The following is a 23783-nucleotide window of genomic DNA, read 5'->3' as shown; positions in this document are numbered from 1 at the left end:
TGGGTGTCGATGCACCAGCCGCAGCCGGACGAAAGCCGCACCGCCGGCGAGATCCGGCAGCAACCCGGCACGTGGCCCGCGGTGGCGCGGACCGTCGCCGCCGCGCGGGCCGACATCGACCGCCTGCTCGGTGACGCGCTCGTCGACCCGCGGACCCGGATCGTCCTGACCGGCGCGGGAACCTCGGCCTACATCGGGGAAGTCGTGGCCCCCGACCTCGCCCGGCACCTCGCCCGGCCGGTCGAACCGATCGCGACGACGGACATCGTCGCCGACCCGCGCTCCGTGGTGGTCGACGACCGGCCGGTGCTGCTGGTGTCGTTCGCCCGCAGCGGCGACAGCCCCGAGTCGGCCGCCGCGGCCGAACTCCTGCGGCGCCTCACTCCCGCGCTGCACCACATCGTCATCACCTGCAACCCCTCCGGCGCTCTCGCCCGCCGCTGGGCCGACGCCAAGAACGCCGTCGTGCTGGCGCTTCCCGGCCGGCTGAACGACCGCGGCTTCGCCATGACGTCGTCGTTCACCGGGATGGCCTTGGCCGCCCTGCTCGCCCTGGGCCCCGAGGTCGACGTCGACGGCGCGGCCCGAGCGGGGTCCGCCGTCCTGGTCACCGCGGCGAGCCGGGCGGAAGCGGTCGCCGCCACCGATCCGGCCCGGCTGGTCTACCTCGGCTCCGGCGCGCTGAGGGGACTGGCCCGCGAGGCCGCGCTGAAGTGCCTCGAACTCACCGCCGGCGCGGTCGTCGCGGTCGCCGACACCCCGCTGGGCTTCCGGCACGGCCCCAAGTCGGTCCTCGACGACCGGACCGTCGCGATCATCTTCCCGTCCGGCGATCCGTACACCCGCCGCTACGACGACGACATCACGCGCGAGCTCGTGGAGTCCCTGGGGCCCGGGCGAGTGCTGGTGATCGGCTCCGACGCGGACGGCGACGCCCCGGCCGGCGCCGGTGAGTGGCCGATCCCGGGGATCGCGCACCTGCCCGGCGCACTGCGCGCGATCGTGGCGGCCATCCCGGCGCAGTCGATCGCCTTGGCGTGTTCGCTCGCGCGGGGCCTGACCCCCGACAACCCGTTCCCCGGCGGTGAAGTCAACCGCGTGGTCCGCGGGGTCGTCATCCACGAGTTCCCGAATCCGGCGAAAGGCTGAGCCATGTTCCTCGGTGTGGACGGCGGTGGGACGAAAACCGCCTTCAGCCTGATCGACGAGCGAGGGCGCGTCGTAGCGGAAGCCCGCACGGCCGGCCTCTACTACCTGCAGCAGGGCATCGACATCGTCGAGCCGCTGCTGCGCCGGGGAATCGGCGAGGTGTGCGCCACCGCGGGCGTCGACGTCGCCGACCTCTCCTACGCCTTCTTCGGCATTCCTTGCTACGGCGAGATTTCCGCCGACGTGCCCGTGCTCGACGCGCTCCCCCGCCGCATCCTGGGCGAAGTCGGGTACGCGTGCGGCAACGACATGATCTGCGGCTGGGCGGCCTCCCTCGGTGGCGCGGACGGCATCAACGTCGTCGCGGGCACCGGGTCCATCGCCTACGGAGAACACCGGGGACGGCACTGGCGAGCCGGCGGCTGGAGCGAGCTGTTCGGCGACGAAGGGTCCGGTTACTGGGTGGCGGTCCAGGGTCTCGGCGCGTTCTCCCGGATGAGCGACGGGCGCCAGCCGCCGAGCGCGCTGGCCGAAGAGATGCGCCGGACGCTCGGCGTGACCACCGACCTCGACGCCATCGACATCGTCATGAACCGGTGGCATGGGGACCGGGGGAAGATCGCGGACCTCAGCAAGGTCGTCACCCGCGCCGCCGAGGCGGGCGACCCCACCGCGGCCGTCATCCTCGGCCGCGCCGGGCGGGAGCTCGCCCTCCACGTCGAAGCCGGTGCCGCCGCGCTGGGGTTCGAGCCGGACCAGACCGTGCCGGTCTCCTACTCCGGCGGCATGTTCGGCTCGGCCCACCTCCTGGGTTCCTTCCGCGAAGCGCTCCAGCACGGCAGCCACGGCTACGAACTGCGAGAGCCCCTGCTGCCTCCGCACGTCGGCGCGGCGGTCTACGCCGCCCGGCTGGCGGGCCACACCATCCCGCTCGACCGGATTTCCGCCGTCCCCACCTTGGAGGGGTTGTCATGAGCGCTTCGAAGCGGCGCGCCGCCTGGATTCCCTACGCCGGCCTGCTGGTGCTGTTCTGGGGTGTCTGGGGCGCGTTCTCCAGCCTGCCCACCTCCCGCTACGGCTACCCCGACCCGATGGTCTACGTCATCTGGTCGATCACCATGCTCATCCCCGCGTACTTCTCCCTGCGTGGGCAGAAGATCGACCGCCGCCCGATCGCCGCGGTCTACGGCCTGCTGATCGGCCTGACCGGCGCCGGCGGGCAGCTGGTGCTGTTCAAGGCGCTCACCATCGGGCCGGCCTACATCATCTTCCCGATCGTGGCGCTCTCCCCGGCGATCACCGTCTTGATGGCGTTCGCGGCCCTGCGTGAACGGCTCACCGCGCTCAGCTGGATCGGCGCCGCCCTCGCCTTGGTCGCCATCGTCCTGTTCTCGGTGTCTTCGGGCGACTCCCAGGAGACCAGTGGGACCTACCTGTGGCTCGCGATCCTGGTCTGCATCGCCTGGGGCGTGCAGGCGTACTTCATGCGCAAGGCCGCCGTCGTCGGGGTCAACGACGCGACGACCTTCGGCTGGATGACCGTCAGCGGGCTCCTGCTGATCCCGGTCGCGATCGTCATGATGGGTGGCCTCCCCCTGTCGTTCCCGTGGCAGGCTCCCGCTTTGACCGCGATCACCCAGCTGCTCAACGCCGTGGGCGCGCTGTTCCTCGTGATGGCCATGAGCCGGGGCAAGGCCACGATCGTCGCACCGGTCACCAACGCGCTGGCGCCGGTGCTGACCATCGTGCTCTCGCTGATCGTCTTCCAGACCCTGCCGACCGGTTTCCAGCTCGCCGGCATCGTGCTCGCCCTCGTGGGCTCGTCGCTCATGGTCTACAGCACGGAAAAGAGCGGCGAAGAACCGGCCGAAGCCGCACCGGCCGATCGGCGGGAAGCCGCGTCGTGACCACGCGGATCCGGATCGCCCGGGACGCTCGCCGTCACCGGTCCCGGCGTCGTCCCCTGCCGTGTCCCCGGATCCGATGCCGGGCGAACACGGCCACGGCGACGATCTTCACGATCACCAGGACGACGAGGACGTCGGCGGCCACGCTCGTCCAGCGCCAGGCAGCCAGCGCCGCGCCACCGGCCACGACGTGGGCGACCACGGCCAGCGCCACGGCCACGATGAGCGCGATGGTCGTGCCGCGCGACCGGCGAACGACACCGATGTCACGGCCGGGGCTGTCGTGGCCTTCCCAGCTCACCTTGAGGTCGTCACGCCGGCCGAACCGTTCCAGGTCCGCGGTGAGAATGTCCTGAAGCCGCGTCAACTGGTCCACGTCGTCGGCCTCGATGCGCACCGCCAACGTGTCCGAAGTGGACCGCAAGGTGCAGTCACCCCGGCTGAAGGTGATCTTTCCTTCGTTCCCGGCACAATCGACCTTCACCACCTCGGGACGCGCCTGCCCGTTCCCGCCGTGCAGGTGCGCTGCCTTCCCGCCCATGGCCTCGGCGTGCCGGCACAGCTGGGCGAGGAACCGTTCGGCGCGTGAGGTGACGATGTGCGCTTCGGCGACCGGCATCGTTCAGATCCTCCTCAGCGCGGCGGACCAGGCGCGAATGCCGTCGGGATCGGTGGTGATCTCGATGGTCGCGGGCTCGATCGAGTCGACGTGCCACCCGTCGGCGTAGGCGCCGGCGATGTCCGCCCGCGTCACGCGGTGGATCCAGGGCCAGTCGCCGGCCGGCTGGCGGTCGCTGAAGCAGAGCAGGAAGCAGCGGCCGCCGGGGGCCAGCACGGCACGCAGGCCACTGACGTAGGCGGCGCGCTCCCCCGCGTCGAAGCTGTGGAAGAGGCCGCAGTCGAGGACGGTGTCGAACGACTCTCCCAGGTCTGCCACCCGGCGGGCGTCGTGGCGGAGGAACCGCGCGGTCCGCCCTCGCTCACGCGCTTTCTCTTCGGCGCGACGCAAGGCCGCGGCCGCCAGGTCGATCCCGGTGGCGTCCAGGCCGAGCCCGGCACACATCAGCACGTGCTCGCCGGTCCCGCACCCGGAGTCGAGGACGCGGCCCCGGATCGCGCCCGCGTCGGCGAGAGCACGGAAGACCCCTTGGGGCCGGCCGATGTCCCACGGCGGCGGGGTGCGGTACAGGTCGTCGGGGCCGCCCGGACGGCGGGCGTGCGGTGTGGTGGTCATCGGCCCAGTTTTATCGAGACACTTTGTCGCTGTCAATCCATAGTGTTTAGTTAGCGGCGTTCTGTATGCTCGGGGCGTGCCGAAGCTGTGGAACGACACGATCGAGGCGCACCGGGAGGCGGTGCGCGACGCGACCCTGGACGCGACCGCGGAACTGGTGGCCGAGCACGGGCTGACCGGCGTGAAGATGTCGCAGATCGCCGCGAAGACGGGGATCGGCCGGGCCACGCTGTACAAGTACTTCCCGGACGTCGAGGCGATCCTGTCCGCCTGGCACGAGCGCCACATCCGCGCCCACCTGGCCCGGCTGACCGAAATCCGCGATCAGGACGGCACGGCCCGCGAACGGCTCGAAAAGGTGCTGAACGCCTACGCGGTGATCCAGTGCGAGCGGGGCCGGCAGCACCACGGCACCGAACTGGCGGCGCTGCTGCACCGCGGCGAGCACGTCGCGCAGGCCCAGCACCACCTGCACGCGTTGTTCCGCGATCTGCTCGCGGAAGCGGCGAAGTCCGGGGACATCCGGAACGACGTGGCGGCCGACGAGCTGGCGACCTACTGCCTCCACGCCTTGACCGCGGCCGGCACGCTGCCGTCCCGGGCCGCGGCTCACCGCCTGGCCACCGTCACTTCAGCCGGCCTGCGACGCCCTGGCTGAGCTACTCAGCCGGCCCGGTGAGCGTCTGCCTGCGGAACTCGGCGGGCGTCAGGCCGGTCTCCCGCTTGAAGACCTGCCCGAAATGGGAAGCGCCGGAAAATCCGCGTCGTGCGCCGATCGCGGACGCCGGAACGTGGGTGAGCGCGGGGTCGGCCAGGTCGAGCCGGCAGCGTTCGACGCGCCGCTCGCGGATGCAGCGGGACACCGTCGTGCCGGTCCGTTCGAACAGGGCGTGCAGCGACCGGGGAGACAGGAAGTGCGCGGCCGCGATCCGGGCGGGGCCGAGATCGGCGTCGGCCAGGTTCGCGTCGATGTAGCCGAGGATCCGCTCGAGCAGATCCTCGTGCGGGGACCGCGCGGGAACGGCGTGCCCGAGCTCGCCGCGCAGCATCGCGCCGACGAGGGTCATCAGTGATCGCACGGTGGTGGGCCCGTGCACGCCGAGCGACTCGAGGTTGCGGTTGACGCTGAGCACCGTGCTCCACACCGTGTCGGTGAGGCCCGGCGCGCACTCGAACGCCCGCGCGGTGATCTCGCCCAGCGGATCGTCCTGCCGGGGTGTGATCGCGGTCTTCGGGAACCGGATGCAGGTGGAGCGGTAGTCGTCACCGACGGTGAGCGTGGCCGGCTTGCCCGAGTCGTAGAGCGCGAACAGACCGGGCGTGAGCACGGCGACGCGGCCGTCCTGCGCGATGCGGATATCCCCGGAGAGCTGCAGGGTGAGCACGTAGAACCCGGCGTCGGCGGCGCGGATCGTGCGGTGGTCGCGGTAGGCGGCGTGCCGTCCGGAGGCCATGTCGACGAAGCTGACCCCGTGCAGGTGCCGGTCGCGGACCCGGCCGGTGAACCGGTCCGGCCGGTCGCAGTCGAAGTCGAAGCTCAACACGCTGCGCCGGACGGCGTCCGCCCAGGACGTGAACGAGATCGGACGCGGCGCCACCCCGGCGTACTGCTCCGTCAGCGCTGTTAATGACGTCATCGTCATCTCCACGGTCGGTCAGCCCCACGGTACCCAGCGACCGCGCCCTGCACCACGGCTGCGCTGGTTCGACATCGCCGTGCGCTCTCGCGCCACACGCCGGGCCGCGGCGTTCCTACAGTTCGCCTCGGCGGACGTCTCACTGTCGAGGAGCCACCCATGACCTACGTGCAAGGTTCACACCACGTGACGCTCTCGGTGGCGAACGCCCAGGAAGACGTCGACTTCCACGTCAAGATCCTCGGGATGCGCTTCATCAAGCGCACCGTCCTGTTCGACGGCTCCCTGCCGATCTACCACCTGTACTACTCGAACGCCGCGGGCGACCCGTCGAGCGTCGTCACGACCTTTCCCTGGGCGCAGGCCGGGTTCTTCGGCAAGCGCGGCACCAACCAGGCTCGCGAGGTCCTGCTGTCGGTCCCGGACCACTCGCTGGACTTCTGGCACGGCAGGCTGACCGGGCACGGCATCGAGGTCACCGACGTCGAGCAGTTCGGCCGGCGCCGGCTCGCGTTCCGGCACCCGTCGGGCATCGAGTACCTGTTCGTCGGCAACGACGGCGACGAGCGGGTGGGCCACCCCGGCCACGGCGTGCCGCAGGAGCACGCGATCCACGGCATCCACGGCGTGGGCGTGCACATGGCCACCCCCGATCGCATGGTCGAGTTCGCCGGCGAGTCGTTCTTCGCCCAGGACGCCCTCGCCGAGGAGGGCGACGTCATCGGGCTGCGGATCGGCGACGCCAAGCACGGCAACCACCTCGAGATCACCGTCGACCGCGCCGGCGACCAGGGCACCTGGAGCTACGGCGCGGGCACCTACCACCACTTCGCGTGGAACGTCAGCACCCTGGAGAACCAGGACGCGGTGAAGTTCGAGATCGAAGGACGCGGCTACACCGACATCTCCGAGCTGAAAGACCGCAAGTACTTCAAGAGCGTCTACGTGCGCACCCCGAGCGGCGCGCTGTTCGAGCTCGCCGTGACCCACGCCGACGGCGGCTGGACCTGCGACGAGTCGCCGCACGAGCTGGGCACCCGGTTCCAGCTGCCGGAGCAGTTCGAACACCGCCGCGACGAGATCCTGGGCCGGCTGGAACCGATCGACGTCTGAGGGTGGCCGGCGTGGCGGCACCGCACGTGGCCGGCGGGTACGAGATCACCGTCCGGCGTGGACAGTTCTGGGTGCCCGGCGAGCGGGTGCGCACGGACCACGGGACCGTGCAGCGGGCGCCGCTGTTCGTGCACTGGGAAGCGCCGCCGGGCGCCGCTCACCCCGTCCCGCTCGTGCTCGTGCACGGCGGTGGCGGGCAGGGCACCGACTGGACCGGGACCCCCGACGGCAGGCCGGGCTGGGCGACCAGGTTCGTCGAGGCGGGTTTCGCGGTCTACGTCGTCGACCGCTGCGGGCACGGACGCTCGCCCTACCACCCCGACATCGTCGGGCCGATGGGCGCGCCGTTCCCCTACGAGGCGGCGCAGGCGCTCTTCCTGCCCGCCGGGGAGCGCGACGCGCAGACGCAGTGGACGTACGGACGGGAGATCGGTTCGGCCGACCTCGACCAGCTGCTCTGCCCGATGGGTCCGCTGCCCGCCGACCTGGCCGAGTCGCAGCGCCTCGACGCGGACCGGCTGGGCAGGCTGCTCGACGTCGTGGGCGAGGCCGTGCTGGTGACCCATTCGGCGGGTGGCCCGGTCGGCTGGCTGACCGCGGCCGCGCGGCCGGACCGGGTCGTGGCGATCGCCGCGATCGAGCCGATGGGGCCGCCGTTCGCGGAGTTCCCGGGCCTCGGCGCGTTGACGTGGGGCCTGACCAGCGCGGAGCTCACCTGCGACCCGCCGGCCGGTGACCCGTCGGAGGTGCCCGGACGGCGCATCCCGGCTCTCGCGGGCAAGCCGGTCGCGGTCGTGACGGGCGGGGCCTCGGCGTTCGCCGGCTTCGCTCCGGAGGTCGTGGCGTTCCTGAACGCGGCCGGGGCCGACGGCCGGCACCTGCACCTGCCGGACTTCGGCGTCGGCGGCAACGGGCACGGGCTGATCTTCGAGGCGAACTCGGACGAAACCGTGAAACCCGTCATCGACTGGATCCTGGCCACCACCCGAGGACGGACATCATGAACCAGCTGAACGTCAGCGCCGAGTTCGACGCGCTCATGGCCCGGCTCGACGCGATCACGCCGCTGCTCGAGGAAACCGCCGAAGAGGGCGAGACACTCGGTCGCGTGCCCGACAACGCCGCCAAGGCCCTGCACGAAACCGGCGTGTTCAAGGTCGGCATCCCCGGGGAGCTCGGTGGCTACGAGTTCTCGCCCCGCCAGGTGATCGACACGATCGCCAAGCTGTCCTATGCGGACGCTTCCGTCGGCTGGGCCTTCATGGCCGTGCAGATGGTCACCGGCACGACGGCCGCCTACCTCGGCCCGGACGCCGTCGCGCAGCTGTACCCGGACGTCGGCAACGGCGGCCACGCGCTCATCGCCGGCCAGGGCACCAAGCTCGGCACGGCCGTGCGGGTGGACGGCGGCTACCGCATCAGCGGGCACTGGCACTTCGCGTCCGGGATCTCGATGGCGACCCACGTCCACACCGCCGCGCTCTGCCCGGAGACCGGCGAAGCGCTGGTCTTCACCCTGCCCAAGGACCAGGCGACGATGATCGACAACTGGGACGTCATGGGCCTGCGGGCGACCAGCAGCCACGACTACGTGTGCGAGGACCTGTTCGTGCCGGAGAGCCACGTGTACGGCATCGCGACGACCGACGTCCGGCACGGCGGCGCGATCTACCGCATGGGACTGGCGAACATGGCCGGTATCTGCCACACCGGGTGGGCGCTCGGGGTCGGCCGCCGGATGCTCGACGAGCTGAAGACACTGGCGGCCAAGAAGACCGGCAGCCCGAACGCGTCGGTGGACACGCAGCAGTTCTACGCCGAGTACGCCCAGGCCGAGGCGAAGCTGCGCGCGGCGCGGGCCTGGGCGATGGAGGTGTGGGCGGACAGCGAAGCCACTTTGGACCGCGGCGAGCCGCTGGACACCGAGCAGGAGACGCTGACGCGCCTGATGCTCAACAACACCACGTGGTCGGTGCACGCCGTGGGCCAGACCGTCTACAAGTGGGCGGCGACGGCGGCCCTGCGGCGCGGTGTCCTGCAGCGGTTCTTCCGCGACCTGCACGCCGGCACGCAGCACATCACGTCCAGCCCGGTCGTGCTGCAGAACTGCGGCAAGCTGCTCAGCGGCCTGGCACCCGGTTCGCACTGGGTGTTCCTGGACCTCCAGGAAGCGCGGTGATGCCCCCGTCACTCGTCGAGTGGGGCACCCCGGCGGACCGGGCCGAACTGGCCGTGCTCGCCGTGCACGGCCGCGGCCAGGACCCGGCGTTCATGCGCGCGACGGCGCATCGGTTCGGTTCGGCGCCGGTGCGGTTCTTCGCGCCGGAAGCCGAGGGCAACACGTGGTACCCGCTGTCGTTCCTGGAGCCGGTCGAGCGCAACCAGCCCGCGCTGGACCGGTCGTCGCGGATCCTGGAGGCGTGCATCGACCGGCTCGCCCAGGCAGGTTTCGACCGTCGGCGGGTGGTGCTGTGGGGCTTTTCGCAGGGCGCCTGCCTGCTGTCACACGTGGTCCTCACCGACCCGCGGCCGGTGGCCGGGCTGGTGTTGTTCACCGGCGGCTACATCGGCACGGCGCCGCCGCCGGTGCCGGGCGACCGGGCCCTGCACGGAGTTCCGGCCGTGGTCCGGAGCATCGAGGACGACCCGTGGGTGCCCCGGCACCGGGTGGAAGACACGGCCGCGCTGCTGCGGCAGGCCGGGGCGCAGGTCGACGTCCGCATCGACCCGGGCACCGAACACATCATCACCGCCGAGGCCTGCGCGGCGGCGACCGAGTTGCTCAAGGCAGCGGCGGCCGAGCGCTCCCCTGGTTGACCGGAGCCGGGTCAGCGTGGTTTGCCGAACCAGGTGGACAAGGCTTCGCGCAGCGAGGCTGTATCGGGGGTGCCGTACGCGGCCCAGGCGACGTAGCCGTCCGGGCGGAGCAGCAACGCAGTCACCCCGGGTGTCTCGGGTAGCCGACACAGGTCGACCCGGTCGATCCAGCCGTCCGCGACGGCCCGCACCTCCGCCGAGCCGGTCCGATCAGCCAAAACCGGCCGCGCGGCTTCAGCCAAACCGGGCAGGTCGGGCAGGTACCGCCCGGTCAGCGGATGAGTCCAAGCGCCTACGTCGTAACGGATGTCGAGGCCTTGCAACCGGGCTCCCAGCAGATCGGTCAGGGTCACATCGGCCTCCAGCAACCGGGCGAACAGCGCGCGCATCGCGCGGCTGTGCGGGTCCGGCCGCATGATCGCGATCTGGGCGCGGGTGTTCTCCAGCACCCGCTCGGCCACCGGGTGACGTTCGGCGGTGTAGCTGTCCAGCAGGCCATCGGGCGCCCATCCCCGCACGGTCGCGGCCAGCTTCCACCCCAGGTTGGCGGCGTCCTGCAGGCCGGTGTTCAGGCCTTGGCCGCCGAAGGGCGGGTGCACGTGCGCGGCGTCGCCGGCCAGCAGCACCCGGCCCATGCGGTAGGTCGCCGCCTGGCGGGTGTTGTCGGTGAACCGGGCCGCCGACTCGACCGCGGTGACGACCACGTCGGTGTCGCTGACCCGGCGCAGGGCGTCCTGCAACTCGGCCCGGGTGACCGGGGCGTCGCGGTCGGCGGGCGGTCCGGCGAACTCCACGGTGAGGATCCGGCCGGGTTTCGGCCCGTGCGCGTACAACCCGCGGCCGGTGACGTGCCATCCGGTGGGCAGCGGCACAGCGGGATCCAGGGTGAGCACCGCCTGGTAGCCGGTGGTCAGCGGATCCGTGCCGGGAAACGCGAAACCCGCCAGCTTGCGAACGGTGCTGCGGCCACCGTCGCAGCCGACGAGGTAGGCGCACCGGATGGTCTTCGCGCCATCGCCGGTACGCACGTGCACGGTCACGTCGTCGGCGTTCTGGGTGAGGCCGGTGACCTCGTGGCCGGTCAGCACCGGCACGCCGAGCTCGGCCACCCACGCGCCGAGCAGCCGCTCGAGTGCTTGCTGCGGCAGGACCGTGGGCGGCGGGATCTCGAGGGACGACTCGGTGTTCAGCAGCAAGCCCGCGAAGTGCCCGCCGAACCGGGCCTGCCCTCGACCGTCGGCAGCGGTGCGCTCGCGGGCGAACGACGCGAACCCGTCGCCGTACTTCGCGCTCTCCTCGGCGATCCGGGCCGCGAGCCCGCGCCGGGCGAGCAGCTGGGTGCTGCGCCCGCTGATCCCGCCCGCCTTGAGGGCTTGGTTCTGTTCGGTCAGGCGCTCCATCACGGCCACGGAGACACCGGCAAGGCTCAGCTCGGCCGCGAGCAGGAGCCCCACCGGGCCGGCACCGGCAACCACTACGTCAACGTTCATGAAACCTAGGATCGACCTAAGTTTATGACGGTGTCAAGTTTGACTCTGGTATAACTTTGGCCATGCACGAGGGACTGCGGGAACGCAAGAAGCGGGAGGCTCGGCAGCACATCTCCGATGTCGCGACGCGCCTGTTCGCCCGGCGCGGGTTCGAGGCTGTCACGGTCGTGGAGATCGCCGAGGCGGCCGGCGTCGCCAAAGCGACCGTCACCAACTACTTCCCCCGCAAGGAAGACCTGCTCCTGGATCTGCAGGCGGAGGCCGAGCACCTGCTCGTCGATGCCCTCCGGGAGCGTCCGCCCGGCCAGCCGGTCGTCGAAGCGACCCGGGCCTTGATGCACCGGTTGCTGGCCCAGCGGCACGTGCTGTCCACCGCCGCGCCGGGCATGGCGCGATTCGGCCGCTTGATCGCGGACAGCCCCGCGTTGCTCTCCCGGGCCCGAGAGCAGCGCGAGTACCTGGAATCGGCCGTGGCCCGCTGCCTGACCGAGGAAACCGGCGATCCGGTCCGCGCCGACCTGGTAGCCCGGCTGCTCCTGGCCGCGGCGACCACCGTCGTGGTCACCCCGACCCGGCGGCTCGTCGCCGGTGAACCGGCCGAGACGGTCGCCGCGGATCAGAAACGGGTGATCGACGAGGCTTTCGACGTGCTGGCTGCCGGGATCGGCACCTTCGGCAGCAACACCTGAGCCGAAGCCGCGCCGGCAACGGAGGGGACCACGACCGCGACAACCATGCGACGATCCCGGTCGTGAACCCGCAGCAGTTTCGTGCCGTCATCACCGCCGGTCCGCGCAACCACGCGGTCATCGCGGTGCCGTTCGACCCGGACGAGACCTGGGGCGCCAAGGCCGACCATCCCGTCGGCGGCACGATCGACGGCAAGCGGGTCCGCGGGAGACTGTCGCCGACCGGCGGCGGATGGCAGCTGACCGTCACGCCGACCTGGCTGCGCGACACAGGCGTCACCATCGGCACCGAGGTGACCGTCGAACTGGCCCCGGAAGGTCCCCAACGCGCAGACCTCGCCGACGACATCGCCGCGGCACTGGCCGCCAACCCCACCGCCGCCGCATTCTTCGACACGCTGGCGCAGTTCTACCGCAAGGCCTACCTCCGCTGGATCGAGGCGACCACCCGCCGTCCCGACCTCCGCGCCGCTCGGATCGCCGAAGTGGTCGACCTCCTCGCGGCGCGGATCAAACAACGACCACGGCCGTGACGGCCCGGACCCGTACCCCCCAACGATGCGCGAGCGATTGGAACGTTCTCCCGACGGACCAGATCGTCCATGTACGCCAGGGATCCGCCGAACTACACCTCGATCCGATCGTTGATCAAGCGGAGCACCTCGCCGGGTGTGCGTGCCTCGGTGATCAGGTCGTCGGGGACGACCAGGCCGCGATCCCGCTTGAGCACCGCCGCCGTCTCGATGAGCGCGAGCGAGTCGTAGCCCAGCTCCTCGAACGAGACGTCCGCGATGTCGGCCGGTAGCGCGTCGCCGCCGGCGCAGTCGACGAGGATGTCGCGCAGGTCCTCGATGCTCAGAGTTTCGGTCATGTCAGCTCCTGTCTCAGAGTGCCTGGATGACGGTGGCCGCGTTGAAGCCCCAGCGGCCGCGGGCGAGGACGAGGGCGGTGCGCACCGGCACCGGCCGCGGCTCGCCGGTCACGAGGTCGATGCCGTAGTCGCCGGGCACGGTGGCGGTGCCGAAAGTCGGCGGGATCACGTTCTCCTGGATGCTCATCAGCGCGGCGACGACGTCGAGCACGGCCCCGCCGGACAGGAGCCTGCCGGTCAACGCCTTGGGCGCGGTGACCGGTACGCCACGGACACCGAACAACTCCCGCAGCGCCAACGCCTCGGCACCGTCGAGCTCCGGGACGCCTGCCGCGTCGGCGAATACGACGTCGACGTCGCCGGGCTCGATCCCGGCGTCGGCCAGGGCGAGCCCGGCGGCGCGCCGCAACCCGGGCGGAGCGCCGGTGTCCGGGTGCGGGTCGAATGTCGCCGCGTAGCCGGCGATCTCGCCGTACCCTCGCACGCCGCGAGCGCGCGCCGATTCCGCGCTCTCCACAATGCACATCGCGCCGCCTTCACCCGGGATGTACCCGGCCGCGCGTGCGTCGAAGGGGCGGTACGCGGTGGCGGGGTCCAGGTCGACGCTGACCCGGCCGCCCGCGAGGTGGGACAGCCAGCCCCACGGATCGAAGGCGGAATCGACCCCGCCGCCGACGACCAGCGGCACGCCGCCGCGGATCGTGCGGGCGGCGTGGCCCAGCGCGTCCAAGCCGCCCGCCTGCTCCGCGACAAGCGCGCTGCTCGGGCCGCGCATCCCGTGCCGGATGGAGATCTGGCCGGTGTTCACCGCGTAGAACCACGCGAACGACTCGTACACGCTGACGTGCTCGGGCCCGTGCGCCCACAGCTTGTTGAACTCCCGGTGGGTGAATTCGAAGCCGCCGGAGGCGTTGGCCGTGACGACGCCCATGTCGTAGTCGGCCAGCTCGGCGGGGTCGACCTCGGCGTCCTCCAGCGCCCACTGGGCGGCGACGAGCGCGAGCCTGGTGGAGACGTCCGTCTGCGGAAGCAGCCTGCCTGGCAGGTACTCCGCGCTGTCGAGTTCACGGACCAGACCGGCCAGCCGCGCCGGGTAGCCCGACGTGTCGAACCGGTCCAGCTCGGCGATCCCGCTGCGGCCGGACAGCGTCGCCGCCCAGAATTCCTTGACGCCGAGCCCGTTCGGCGCGATCACCCCCAGCCCGGTGATGACGCTCATGCCGCCGCCCTGGTCAGCACCATCGCGCTCTGGAACCCGCCGAACCCGCTGCCGACGGTCAGCACGGTGTCCACGTGGTGCTCGCGCGCTTCCACCGGGACGTAGTCGAGGTCGCATTCGGGATCCGCGGAACGCAGGTTCGCCGTCGGCGGGACGGCCTGGTTTTCCATGGCCAGCAAGGAAGCCGCGATTTCCACCGAGCCGATGGCGCCCAGCGAGTGCCCGACCATCGACTTGATCGAACTGACCGGCGTGCGGTACGCGTGCTCGCCCAGGCTGCGCTTGAACGCGGCGGTCTCGTGCCGGTCGTTCTGCTTGGTGCCCGACCCGTGCGCGTTGATGTAGTCCACGGCGTCCCCGTTCACCCGCGCCTGGTCCAGCGCGGCGCGGATGGCTTCGGCCATCTCCCGGCCGTCGGTCTTGAGCCCGGTCATGTGGTAGGCGTTGCACCGCGTGGCGAACCCGCCGACCTCGGCGTAGACATGCGCGCCGCGGCGGCGGGCGGCGGTCATCTCCTCCAGCACGAACATCGCCGCGCCCTCGGCCAGCACGAAGCCGTTGCGGGTGCCGTCGAACGGCCGGGACGCCTGATCCGGCACGTCGTTGTAGGTGGTCGTCGCCTTGATCGCGTCGAAGCTGGCGACCACGATCGGCGTGATCGGGGTGTCCGCGGCGCCCGCGACCACGACGTCCGCGCTGCCCTCGCGGATCAGCGCGACACCGTGGCCGACGGAGTCCAGCCCGGATGTGCATCCGTCGGACACCATCGCGACCGGGCCCTCGGCCCCGACCGCCCAGGCGACCTCGGCGGCCATGACGCTGGGGACCATGTAGTCGAACATCTGCGGCGTGAGCTGATCCGGCGACATCGTCCAGCGCTTGCCCGAATCCGACAGCACGAGGTACTCGCGTTCGAGGCTGGTCGCCGCCGCGACCGCCGAGCCCAGGCTGATGCCGGTGCGGTGCGGGGAAATGCCGGTCAGCCCGCTGTCGGACAGCGCCTCGCGGGCGCAGACCACGGCGAACTGCGTCGCGCGGTCCATCCGCCGGATCTCCCGAGGACTCAGTCCTTCGGCCGCCGAGTCGAAATCCACCTCCGCGGCCACCTGGGAACGGTACGGCGACGGGTCGAAGAAAGTGATGCGCCGGGTTGCCGTCCGCCCGGCGGAAAGCAATTCCCAGAAGGCGTCCTTGCCCAGCGATCCGGGAGCCCGGACGCCCATTCCGGTAATGGCGACCCGGCGATTCGACCTGCCGTGCATAGGTGCGCCCTTCTCTGCGGAAGCCAGGTGCGGGAAAGGGTTCCCGATTCAAGGGGAAAGCTAGGCTTTCCCTCTCGACCCCCGCTCAACCTGGGCTCTACCGAGAGAGTCGCGCTTTCAGCGCGCGGGCGTCCACAAGCTGTCGGCGTCGCCCGCCTCCATGCGGCCGCGGTAGACGTCGATCTTGTGGTCGATGAGCTCGAGATTGTCCTGCAGCACCGCGATCTGCTCCAGCACGCCGGCGCGGTGCGACTCGAGCAGCGCGAGGCGTTCCTCCTCGTTGCCGTGGCCTTCGGAGACCAGCTCGGCGTAGCGGCGGATCGTCCTGATCGACATGCCGGTGGCGCGCAGCTTGGTGCAGACGCGGATCCAGTGCAGGTCACGCTCGTGGTAGCGGCGTCTTCCACCGGTGGTGCGGTCGACGTCGGCGACGACGAGACCGGCACGTTCGTAGTAGCGCAGCGTGTGCGCACTGACTCCGGTGCGGCGGGCGGCCTCGGCGATGGTCAGGCCCGCCTCCGGTGCGGGTGGCGACTTGACTTCGAGCACGCTCTAAATCCTAGCGTAGCGACGTACGAGAAGCCCACCGAGGAGAGCCCATGCCCGAACTCAGCCGACGCCGGCGCCTGCTGGTGCTCGCGATCTGCTGCGCCAGCATGATCGTCGCGACGATGGACATCTCGATCGTCACCGTCGCGTTGCCGTCGATCCGCAGCGATCTGCACGCCACCGAGTCGAGCCTGCAATGGACGGTCGACGCCTACACCCTGGTGCTGGCCGGTTTCTTGGTACTGGCCGGATCCACCGCGGACCGGTACGGCCGCAAGCGGGTGTTCCTGATCGGCCTCGCCACCTTCGGCCTCGGCTCGCTGCTGTGCGGGCTCGCCCCCGGCGTCGGCTGGCTGGTCGCGGCCCGGGCGTTGCAGGCGGTCGGCGGGACGATGCTCAACCCGGTCGCGATGGCCATCATCGCCACCACATTCCCCGTTCCCGCTCAGCGGGCCAAGGCGATCGGCGTGTTCGGCGCGACGTCCGGCCTGGCGCTGGCGCTGGGGCCGATCCTGGGCGGCGCGCTGGTCGACGCCTACGGCTGGCAGTCGGTGTTCTGGATCAACGTGCCGATCGTGGCGATCGCGATCGTGTGCACCGCGTTGTTCGTCCCCGAGTCCCGCGCCGAGCGCGCCCGCCGATTCGACCCGGTGGGCCAGGTTCTGGTGGTCCTGATGCTGGGCACGGTGGTCTACGCGATCATCGAGTCCGGGCGGCTGGGCTGGACGTCGCCGACGATCCTGATCCTGCTCGCCGTGGCCGTGCTGGCCGTGGCCGGCCTGGTCGGCTACGAACCGCGCCGCGCCGACCCGCTGCTGGAGCTGCGGCTGTTCCGGAGTGTGCCGTTCGCGTCGGCGCTGGTCATCGCGATCGCGGCACTGGCCGGGTTCGGCACGTTCCTGTTCCTGACCACGCAATACCTGCAGGAGGTCCGCGGGATGACCGCGATCACCGCCGGCCTGAGCCTGCTGCCTGCCGGCGCGATGATCGCGGTGGTCTCGCCGATTTCCGGCAAGATCGTCGGGGCGCGCGGGCCACGCGGACCGCTGCTGGTTTCCGGGGCCACGCTGGCTGCGGGCGCACTGGCGTCGCTGTGGCTGACACCGACGACGCCGCTGCCGGCCGTGCTGGCGATCTACCTGCTGTTCGGGGTGGCGCTGGGGACCAGCGCGGCGCCGATCACCAACACGGCGGTGTCCGGAATGCCGCGTTCGATGGCCGGTGTGGCGGCTTCGGTGGCTTCCTCCGGACGGCAGACCGGGACCACGCTGGGCGTCGCGATCGCGGGTGCGACGGTGAGCTCCTCCATCGGGCACGGCGGAATCGCGTTCACGACCGCCGAGCACGGCGTGTGGTGGCTGGCCGTCGGGCTCGGGATCGCCGTGGTCGTGCTGGGCGTGGTGAGCACGAGCCCGCCCGCACTGCGATCGGCCGCGCGTGCCGCCGCCCTGTTCGAAGAGGTCGACCGAGGACGCTCACCGGTTCCCGCGGCCCGATGAGCGGGCGCCGCGGAGGGCGATGGTGACGAGGCGGTGGTCGGCGAAGAACGCCCGGGCGCGGTGGACGAATTCGACCGCGGTCCGGGCGGTTTCGCCGGGCAGGGTTTCCGGTCGAGGAAGCGGCGCCGGGCCGGACCGAGCTGGTGATCCCGACGGCGGGCGGAGTGTTTCCGGGTCCGGCGCAGCTGCTCGATCCGACCACCACGCCCTCGAGGGACAGCGGGGGCATTACGGGGGGCGCATGGACGGGTCTTTCCGCTCGGCGGACGAGGTGGTCGCACTCCTCATCCTGCCGCCGAAAGACCCGTCCCGCGTCTCAGGCCCCGCCAGCCGGCACCAACGTCATGACCCGCGGCAAACTAGCTGAGGCGGAACCGGATGCGGAGGTTCTCCACCTGCGGGAAGGCAACCCGGGTGCGCGGCCGCGGGGGCTCGGCGAGCGTGAGGTCCGCATAACGGGTCAGTAGAGCGCTGAACACCACTTCGGCCTGCAGGTTCGCGAGCCGCCAGCCCAGGCAGAAGTGGGTGCCCAGGCCGTACGACAGCAGCGCGGTGCCGGTCCGGGTGACGTCGAAGCGGTCCGGGTCCGGGAAACGCGCCGGGTCGCGGTTGGCGGCCGCGATCATCACCATCACCCGCGCGTTCTCCGGGATCGTGACGCCGCCGACGTCCACCGGTGACGTCGTCGTCCGCGGGATCATGTGCGCGGCCGGCGCGTACCGCAGTACCTCGTCGATCGCGCCGCTCAGCAGCGAAAGGTCCGCCCGCACCAAGTCCGCCTGGTCCGGGTGGGTGATGAACTGGTGCACGCCGTTGGTCAGGAAGAACGTCGTGGTCTCGCTGCCCGCGGCGATGATCATGTGACACATCTGAACGAGCTCATCGAACAACAGCCGCGAACCCTCGTCCGACGTGTCGATCAACGCCGACAGCAGGTCGTCACCACGCTCACGCTGCCGCGCGCGCACCAGCTCCCCGAAGTAGTCGTCCAGCGAGCGAGCGGCCTCGTTCGCCGTCCGCAGTTCCGAAGCGGTCATCCCCACCTCGAACACCCGCTGGAAGTCCCGGATCCACTCCCGCAGGCGCGGGGCGTCCTCCTCCGGCACACCGATGAGCCCGGCCACCACGCTGAACGCCAGCGGGAAGAACACGTCGTTGCAGATGTCTCCCCCGCCGCTTTCCTCCAGCGGACGCATCAGCGAATCGAACCGCCGCTCGATCAACGCCCGATGCTCCCGCACCCGTTTCAGGGTGAATGCCCGGTTCACGATGCCGCGCAACCGCGTGTGGTCCGGAGGATTCGCCCACAGCATGTTCGCGGCGAGCTTCCGCAGCGCGTGATGCTGTTCCCACTGCCCGCTGAACCGCCCGCCCATCCACGTGTACACGTTCTTGTCGACGTGCTTGTCGCGCAGGAACTCGTCGACGTCGTCGTGGCGCGTGAGCACCCAGCTGCCCAGGGTGCTGCGGTGCACCGGCGCGGCCTCGCGGATCCGGTGGTACCGCGAGAACGGATCCGCCAGGCCCTCCGGCGAAAACAGCAGTTCCGCCAGTGCCTCGTCGGCAGCGTGCGAGGACTGCGCGATCGTCGCCGTCATCCGGCTTTCCTGGCACTCAGGATCGCTTGCGCGGCCCAGGAATCCGGCGGCATGTCGGCGGGGTTCTGCGCGATCGCCCGGGTGACCTCGAATCCGCACTCCGCCAGCCACGCACGGTAGGTCGAGAGCTTCTGCGGGCCACCCTTCCCCATGGCGCAGCCGAGGAAGAACGCCGGGAAGAAATCGACGCCGTAGGAGTCCTTGACGTTTTCGGGGTACACCGGAACGAGAACGTGGACCAGTGAGCCGGGCTCGACCGCGGAATTGACTCCCTTGAGGATGGCGAAGACGTCCTTCTTGTCGAACATGTCGAGGAAATGCTTGATCAGAACGACGTCGAAGCCCGACGGAACGCTCTTGAAAACGTCACCACCGATGAACCCGCACCGGTCCTCCACGCCGTGCTCGCGGAAGTTCCGCAGTGCGGGCTCCCGCTTTTCCGGCAGGTCGAACGTCGTTACGCGCAGCCCGGTCGAGCCCTTCAGCTTGTGCGTCAGGATCGCGCCGAGGCCGGTGTTCCCGGCGAGGTCGAGCACCTGCGCACCGGCCGGGATCTCGACGTTCTCGAAGAACCACGGATCGATGTGCGCGGTATAGGTGTCCATCGCCTTGCCCCAGGACTCGCGCAGCTCCGGGTGTTCGCCCGCGGCGTCGTAGACGTTGCCCTCGAAGCCGTAGAACTCCTTGAGCCCCAAGGGAATCCCGGCGCGGACGCTCTCGGTCATGTAGTAACCCTGGCGCAGCATGAGGACCTTGATCATCCGCGAGATCGACAGCACGCGCTGCAGGTCGACGTCGGCGACGTCGGCGAGCCCGCCGAGGGCGTACGTCCCGGCAGCCTCGTCGAAGGCGACGAAGTCGTCCTTGACCAGGAGGTGCAGCAGCTGCTGCACGGCGTCCGGTGTGACACCGGCGGCGCCGGCGAGCTGCTCCGCCGTCCGCGGCCCGGCGTCGCGCAGTGCGTCGACCAGGCCGAGCTCGAAGCAGGACAACAGGGTGATGAACCTCGACGGCCCGACCATGTACTCGCGGAACCGGGTGAGGGTGGTTTCGGCGGTCATCGGGATCCTTCCGCTGGGTGGAATTCGGGCGCGCCGGTGGCGCGGATGCGCGGCCCGAGCAGCCGCAGGCCGAGCCCCGGCACGTCCGGGAACGAGTCCGGGTCGTCGCCCTGCGCGGCGAAGAAGTGCTCCAGCCCGCCGGGGCTGCAAATGGTGAGCACGGTGACTTCCCTGGCGGCCGCGTTGGCGAACGCGTGCGGCGTGCCGCCGGGCGCCCACGCCAGGTGCCGCGGGCCGAGGATGTGGCGACGTTCTCCCAGCTGGATCTCCAGCTCGCCGTCGACGACGTAGAACGCCTCGGTGAAATCGTGCGCGTGCAGGAACGGCCCGGACTGCCACGGGCTGAGCGTCCACTCGAGCAGGCTCAGCTTGCCGCCGGTGTCCTCGGCGAGCAGCTTGAACGGGATATTGCCGGGAGAGTTCGGACGGTACTGCGAAGGGTTCAGGATGAGAGGTTCCATGGTCACCTCGGGTCGGGTTCGGCGGGCGGGCCGGCCGTGTTGATCGCGACCACCCGGAAGGGAAACTCGCTGCGCCACCGTTTCGCGTACTCGCCCAGCGGCGGGTGCGCGAACAGCTTTCGCAGCGATTCGACGTCGGCACAGCGGATCTGCACCAGCGCGGACGCGGCGAACGTCGACGCGTCGACCGCGCTCGGCACGGAAACGCCGGTCCAGTGGTGGTAGGACTCCGCGAGGCCCGAGCCGAGCACGACCGCGGCGCCGTCCCGGAAGAACAGCTCACGGTCCTTTTCGGACATCGCGTCCGGGAACGACAGGACCAACGTGTGCGTCACCATGTCGTCCGCGCCCACAGATCGGCGATGAACCGCTGGTAGTTCCCGGACTGCAGCACCACCATCAGGTCCAGCACCTTCGCCCGGTCCCCGGTCACCGCGAACTGCCCGGTGACGAACGCCGTCGCGGCGTGCAGCTCACCCGACTCGAACGCCAGCAGGTCGCGGTAACTCGCGCGGATCGCCAGGTCGCTGTCGGCGAGCAGGCCGCGGCCGGCCCGGACGACCACGCCGCGCTCGGCCACCAGGTGGTAGTCCACCTCGCCCTCGGGGGTGTCGGTGGCGTGGAACTGCAGCCGGACGTTGACGTGCGGGACCTCCGGCAGATCCGGGGTCACCAGGTCACCGAGCTCATCGAGGTACTCGTCGGACAAGAACTTCACCGCGGTCATGGGATCACGGTCTCCACGATGTGCAGCAGCGTCCCGGCCGGGGTGACGTTCTCGACGCGCAGGTCCGCCCGCTCGGCGAGCGCGGTCACGCCGGCCTTGGTGTGCCGCTTTCCGTTGGTGTTGAGCAGGAACAGCAGGTCGATGCCGGTCGCGTAGCGGGGCTCCGGGCTGTCGTCGATCAGGTTCGTGATGATCAGCACCCTGCTGCCGGGGTGTCCGGCGCGCCGGGCGTTGCTCAGCGCCTTGACCGTCAGCTCGTCGTCCCACTCGAGGATGCTCTTGAACTGGTAGACATCCGCGTCGACAGGGATCTCCGCCAGGCAGTCGCCCGCGACGACCTGGGACCGCGCGGCCAGCTCACCGTCGGGACGCAGCCGCGGATCCGGCGTCGCGACCGCGGCGGGCAGGTCGACGAGCGTCCCGTGCAGGTGGGGGTGGCGCTCCAGGATCGTCGCCAGGGTGTACCCGCGGCCGCCGCCGACGTCGGCAAAGGTCTTGACGTCCACCACGTCCAGCGCGTCCGCGATCGCCGCCGACGTGAGCACGCTCAGTTCGGTCTGCGACCGGTTGAACGTCTCGGTCGACTCCGGCCACTCCTTGTGCAGACGGGTGAAGAAATCCTCGCCGAAGCGCTCGTCGAAGTGCCCGCGCCCGGTGCGCAGCGCCTGTTCGAGGTCCGGCCACAGCTGCCACACCCACGGCTCGGTGACCCACAGCACCCAGTTCTTCAGGCGCTCCGGGTGGTCCTCGCGCAGCAGCTTCGACGTGGCCGTGTGCACGATGCCCGCGTCGGTGTCGTCGAACAGGCCGTAGCAGCGCAGATTCCGCAGTACCCGTACGAGGATCGCGGCGTCGACACCCAGCGTGTCCGCCAGCTCGGCGACCGGCATCGGCGAGTCTCCGAGCGCGTCGGCGACGCCCACCCGGATGACGGCCCGCAGCGACGCCGACGCGGCCGACGCGAGCGACAGCTCCCGCAGGGCCGTGACCGGTGAGTCCACAGTCATCAGGCCGGGCTCCCGACGCGCTGGGCGCGCTTCTCCGACTCGTCGCGCACGGCGGCGAGGTCGGCGTGGCTGTTGTTCTCCACCGCGGCCTGCATCAGCCTGGTCGCCTCCTCCTGGCTGGGCACCTGGTCGGTCGGCCGGGCGGCGAAGTCGTGCGTGATGACCAGCTGGGTGCGGTTTTCGCCGAGCGGAAGCGCCCGCCACTCGCCGCTCATGTGCTGGATCATCGGGGCGTTCTCCAGCTGGCGGTAGGCGATCGTCCGGTTCGGACGGTCGAGATCGCGGCGGGAGACCCAGCTCTGGACCTGCCCGCTGACGTTCACCACGAGCCGCGCGATCTGGTACGCCTCGGTCTCCTCCAGCATCGTCACCGCTTCGGTGGGCGGAAAGAGCTTCGCATAGCCGACGACGTCGGCGAGCACCTCGTAGACGAGGTCGGCGTTCGCGTTCACGGTCACGGTGTGTTCGGTGTGGAACATGGCATCCCCGTTCTGTCCGTCGGAAAGCAGCACTTCGTGGTTCGCGTACGCGGCGTCGTATTCGATCTTCCCTCGCCAGTTCGAGATGAATTCGTGCACTGGCGCCGATTCGGAGAACTTCCGCAGCGTCGGCACGTCGGCGCAGGAGAACTGCGCGATGTGCGTCGCCGTCATGCCCTTGGAGTGCTCGTCCGCGGGCAGGAGCACGTGCCGTTGCCAACCGAAGTCCGTCACCAGCCCGGATTCGCCCGCCAGCACCTGCAAGCCGGAGAAGAAATCACGAATGTCACCCTCCTCGGCCTCCACCGGGAAACGGTACAGAAGAGTGTGTACGATCATGGTTTTCCCTCCACGTCGCGATGTGTCCCTGACGTCGGATGCTGGTGGTCGGTGGTCAAACCGCACTCAAGGGCGGCTAACCCGCGAACACGCTTGAGTGCGCTTCGAGGGCGACGGCGTAAGCCTGGCGGGAGCGACGGACCAGACGAGGAGAATCCATGGCGGACGCACCACAGGTTCCTTCCCTCTTCGAGCGGCTCGGGGGCATCTTCGGCATCGCGCACATCATCGATGTACTCGGCGACCGGCTCTACGACAACGACACGCTCAACCAGAATCCCGCCGTGCTGCGGCTGCACAACGAAAAGGGCCGGCCCGGCTTCAAGTTCACGCTCATCGCGTGGATGATCGAGCAGACCGGCGGGCCCAAGGTGTACCCGGGCGCGGACATGCGCACCGCGCACGCCGAAATGACCGTCAGCGACTTCGAGTTCGACGTGGTGCTGTGGGAGGCGGCCGCCGTGATGACCTACTGCGGGGTGCCGCAGCAGGAGCACAAGGAACTCATGGCGGTGCTGGAGAGCGTCCGCGACGACGTCCGGGCCGGCTCGGCGGCGTAACGGCAAAGACTCGTGAGTGGTGCGGGGGGGGGGGGGGGGGGGGGGGGGGGGGGGGGGGGCGGGGGGGGGGGGCGGGGGGGGCGGCGCGCCCGGCCCGCGCGCGAGCGCCGCCCCC

At 70.6% G+C, this 23783-nt stretch carries 27 protein-coding genes; 12 read left to right on the top strand and 15 right to left on the bottom strand.

The window, feature by feature from the left end:
- The first annotated feature begins 9 nt into the window (after positions 1-9).
- The 3 genes from QQ657_RS32945 to QQ657_RS32935 are packed head-to-tail and all read left to right on the top strand — an operon-like array spanning position 10 to position 3056.
- Positions 10-1149, top strand: coding sequence for an SIS domain-containing protein (locus QQ657_RS32945; protein ID WP_284746305.1), 1140 nt, complete (start codon positions 10-12; stop codon positions 1147-1149).
- A 3-nt stretch (positions 1150-1152) separates the two neighbouring features.
- On the top strand, positions 1153-2124 hold the full coding sequence (locus QQ657_RS32940) for an N-acetylglucosamine kinase (RefSeq protein ID WP_284746187.1): 972 nt from the start codon (positions 1153-1155) through the stop codon (positions 2122-2124).
- Positions 2121-3056: a DMT family transporter gene (locus QQ657_RS32935; protein WP_284746186.1), complete on the top strand. Its 936-nt coding sequence runs from the start codon at positions 2121-2123 to the stop codon at positions 3054-3056. The genes QQ657_RS32940 and QQ657_RS32935 overlap by 4 nt, the downstream gene beginning before the upstream one ends.
- A gap of 34 nt (positions 3057-3090) precedes the next feature.
- Here the strand turns inward: QQ657_RS32935 and QQ657_RS32930 are convergent, their stop codons facing one another.
- Positions 3091-3675, bottom strand: coding sequence for a DUF2218 domain-containing protein (locus tag QQ657_RS32930; RefSeq protein WP_284746185.1), 585 nt, complete (start codon positions 3673-3675; stop codon positions 3091-3093).
- 3 nt (positions 3676-3678) lie between these two features.
- Positions 3679-4290 (bottom strand): class I SAM-dependent methyltransferase, encoded by a 612-nt coding sequence (locus QQ657_RS32925; protein WP_284746184.1) that lies wholly within the window; start codon positions 4288-4290, stop codon positions 3679-3681.
- A 76-nt stretch (positions 4291-4366) separates the two neighbouring features.
- Here QQ657_RS32925 and QQ657_RS32920 point away from each other — a divergent pair, with 76 nt between their 5' ends.
- A complete protein-coding gene (locus tag QQ657_RS32920; protein ID WP_284746183.1) occupies positions 4367-4948 on the top strand; it encodes a TetR/AcrR family transcriptional regulator in 582 nt (193 codons plus the stop codon).
- A 1-nt stretch (position 4949) separates the two neighbouring features.
- Here QQ657_RS32920 and QQ657_RS32915 read toward each other — a convergent pair whose 3' ends face one another.
- Entirely contained in the window at positions 4950-5927 is a 978-nt protein-coding gene (locus tag QQ657_RS32915; protein ID WP_284746182.1) for an AraC-like ligand-binding domain-containing protein, read from the bottom strand.
- Between the two features lie 159 nt (positions 5928-6086).
- On the opposite strand from QQ657_RS32915, the gene QQ657_RS32910 reads away from it, so the two are divergent.
- Genes QQ657_RS32910 through QQ657_RS32895 form a run of 4 tightly spaced genes read left to right on the top strand, consistent with a single transcriptional unit; the run spans position 6087 to position 9857 of the window.
- Positions 6087-7040: a VOC family protein gene (locus QQ657_RS32910; RefSeq protein ID WP_284746181.1), complete on the top strand. Its 954-nt coding sequence runs from the start codon at positions 6087-6089 to the stop codon at positions 7038-7040.
- Positions 7041-7051: 11 nt separating this feature from the next.
- Positions 7052-8044, top strand: coding sequence for an alpha/beta fold hydrolase (locus QQ657_RS32905; protein WP_284746180.1), 993 nt, complete (start codon positions 7052-7054; stop codon positions 8042-8044).
- Positions 8041-9219, top strand: a complete 1179-nt coding sequence (locus QQ657_RS32900; RefSeq protein WP_284746179.1) for an acyl-CoA dehydrogenase family protein — start codon at positions 8041-8043, stop codon at positions 9217-9219. Before QQ657_RS32905 ends, QQ657_RS32900 begins: the two co-directional genes overlap by 4 nt.
- On the top strand, positions 9219-9857 hold the full coding sequence (locus tag QQ657_RS32895; RefSeq protein WP_284746178.1) for an alpha/beta hydrolase: 639 nt from the start codon (positions 9219-9221) through the stop codon (positions 9855-9857). The genes QQ657_RS32900 and QQ657_RS32895 overlap by 1 nt, the downstream gene beginning before the upstream one ends.
- 11 nt (positions 9858-9868) lie before the next feature.
- Here the strand turns inward: QQ657_RS32895 and QQ657_RS32890 are convergent, their stop codons facing one another.
- Positions 9869-11347, bottom strand: a complete 1479-nt coding sequence (locus tag QQ657_RS32890) for an FAD-dependent monooxygenase (protein WP_284746177.1) — start codon at positions 11345-11347, stop codon at positions 9869-9871.
- A 62-nt stretch (positions 11348-11409) separates the two neighbouring features.
- Between QQ657_RS32890 and QQ657_RS32885 the strand changes: the two genes are divergently transcribed.
- A complete protein-coding gene (locus QQ657_RS32885; RefSeq protein ID WP_284746176.1) occupies positions 11410-12036 on the top strand; it encodes a TetR/AcrR family transcriptional regulator in 627 nt (208 codons plus the stop codon).
- Positions 12037-12098: 62 nt separating this feature from the next.
- Positions 12099-12569 carry a YdeI/OmpD-associated family protein gene (locus QQ657_RS32880; RefSeq protein WP_284746175.1) on the top strand — a complete coding sequence of 157 codons (471 nt, stop codon included), beginning with the start codon at positions 12099-12101 and terminating at the stop codon, positions 12567-12569.
- Positions 12570-12661: 92 nt separating this feature from the next.
- Here QQ657_RS32880 and QQ657_RS32875 read toward each other — a convergent pair whose 3' ends face one another.
- From QQ657_RS32875 to QQ657_RS32860, 4 genes are all read right to left on the bottom strand, one after another.
- A complete protein-coding gene (locus QQ657_RS32875; protein WP_284746174.1) occupies positions 12662-12907 on the bottom strand; it encodes an acyl carrier protein in 246 nt (81 codons plus the stop codon).
- A gap of 13 nt (positions 12908-12920) precedes the next feature.
- Complete coding sequence (locus tag QQ657_RS32870) at positions 12921-14126, bottom strand: ketosynthase chain-length factor (RefSeq protein WP_284746173.1); 1206 nt, start codon at positions 14124-14126, stop codon at positions 12921-12923.
- Positions 14123-15388 (bottom strand): beta-ketoacyl-[acyl-carrier-protein] synthase family protein, encoded by a 1266-nt coding sequence (locus tag QQ657_RS32865; protein WP_284746172.1) that lies wholly within the window; start codon positions 15386-15388, stop codon positions 14123-14125. Before QQ657_RS32865 ends, QQ657_RS32870 begins: the two co-directional genes overlap by 4 nt.
- Positions 15389-15505: 117 nt before the next feature.
- Positions 15506-15937 carry a MerR family transcriptional regulator gene (locus QQ657_RS32860; RefSeq protein WP_284746171.1) on the bottom strand — a complete coding sequence of 144 codons (432 nt, stop codon included), beginning with the start codon at positions 15935-15937 and terminating at the stop codon, positions 15506-15508.
- Positions 15938-15987: 50 nt separating this feature from the next.
- Here QQ657_RS32860 and QQ657_RS32855 point away from each other — a divergent pair, with 50 nt between their 5' ends.
- On the top strand, positions 15988-17436 hold the full coding sequence (locus QQ657_RS32855; protein ID WP_284746170.1) for an MFS transporter: 1449 nt from the start codon (positions 15988-15990) through the stop codon (positions 17434-17436).
- Between the two features lie 359 nt (positions 17437-17795).
- On the opposite strand, the gene QQ657_RS32850 is transcribed toward QQ657_RS32855, so the two are convergent.
- From QQ657_RS32850 to QQ657_RS32820, 7 genes are read right to left on the bottom strand one after another with little or no spacing between them, the layout of a single operon-like run.
- Positions 17796-19034 carry a cytochrome P450 gene (locus QQ657_RS32850; protein ID WP_284746169.1) on the bottom strand — a complete coding sequence of 413 codons (1239 nt, stop codon included), beginning with the start codon at positions 19032-19034 and terminating at the stop codon, positions 17796-17798.
- Positions 19031-20095 (bottom strand): methyltransferase, encoded by a 1065-nt coding sequence (locus tag QQ657_RS32845; RefSeq protein WP_284746168.1) that lies wholly within the window; start codon positions 20093-20095, stop codon positions 19031-19033. Before QQ657_RS32845 ends, QQ657_RS32850 begins: the two co-directional genes overlap by 4 nt.
- Positions 20092-20556, bottom strand: coding sequence for a cupin domain-containing protein (locus QQ657_RS32840; protein ID WP_284746167.1), 465 nt, complete (start codon positions 20554-20556; stop codon positions 20092-20094). Before QQ657_RS32840 ends, QQ657_RS32845 begins: the two co-directional genes overlap by 4 nt.
- Positions 20557-20558: 2 nt before the next feature.
- Positions 20559-20891 (bottom strand): hypothetical protein, encoded by a 333-nt coding sequence (locus QQ657_RS32835; RefSeq protein WP_284746166.1) that lies wholly within the window; start codon positions 20889-20891, stop codon positions 20559-20561.
- The gene (locus QQ657_RS32830) at positions 20888-21283 is read right to left on the bottom strand and encodes an SCP2 sterol-binding domain-containing protein (protein WP_284746165.1); all 396 of its coding nucleotides are present in this window, start codon (positions 21281-21283) and stop codon (positions 20888-20890) included. The genes QQ657_RS32835 and QQ657_RS32830 overlap by 4 nt, the downstream gene beginning before the upstream one ends.
- Positions 21280-22290, bottom strand: a complete 1011-nt coding sequence (locus tag QQ657_RS32825) for a methyltransferase (RefSeq protein WP_284746164.1) — start codon at positions 22288-22290, stop codon at positions 21280-21282. The genes QQ657_RS32830 and QQ657_RS32825 overlap by 4 nt, the downstream gene beginning before the upstream one ends.
- Positions 22290-23075: an aromatase/cyclase gene (locus QQ657_RS32820; protein WP_284746163.1), complete on the bottom strand. Its 786-nt coding sequence runs from the start codon at positions 23073-23075 to the stop codon at positions 22290-22292. The genes QQ657_RS32825 and QQ657_RS32820 overlap by 1 nt, the downstream gene beginning before the upstream one ends.
- A gap of 191 nt (positions 23076-23266) precedes the next feature.
- On the opposite strand from QQ657_RS32820, the gene QQ657_RS32815 reads away from it, so the two are divergent.
- Entirely contained in the window at positions 23267-23668 is a 402-nt protein-coding gene (locus QQ657_RS32815; RefSeq protein ID WP_284746162.1) for a group I truncated hemoglobin, read from the top strand.
- Positions 23669-23783: the final 115 nt, after the last annotated feature.

The sequence above is a fragment of the Amycolatopsis ponsaeliensis genome (genome assembly GCF_030182635.1).
In the GTDB taxonomy this organism is placed as follows: Bacteria; Actinomycetota; Actinomycetes; order Mycobacteriales; family Pseudonocardiaceae; genus Amycolatopsis; species Amycolatopsis ponsaeliensis.
Note: the sequence above shows the minus strand (reverse complement) of the source record. Positions and strands in the feature narration are given on the sequence as shown.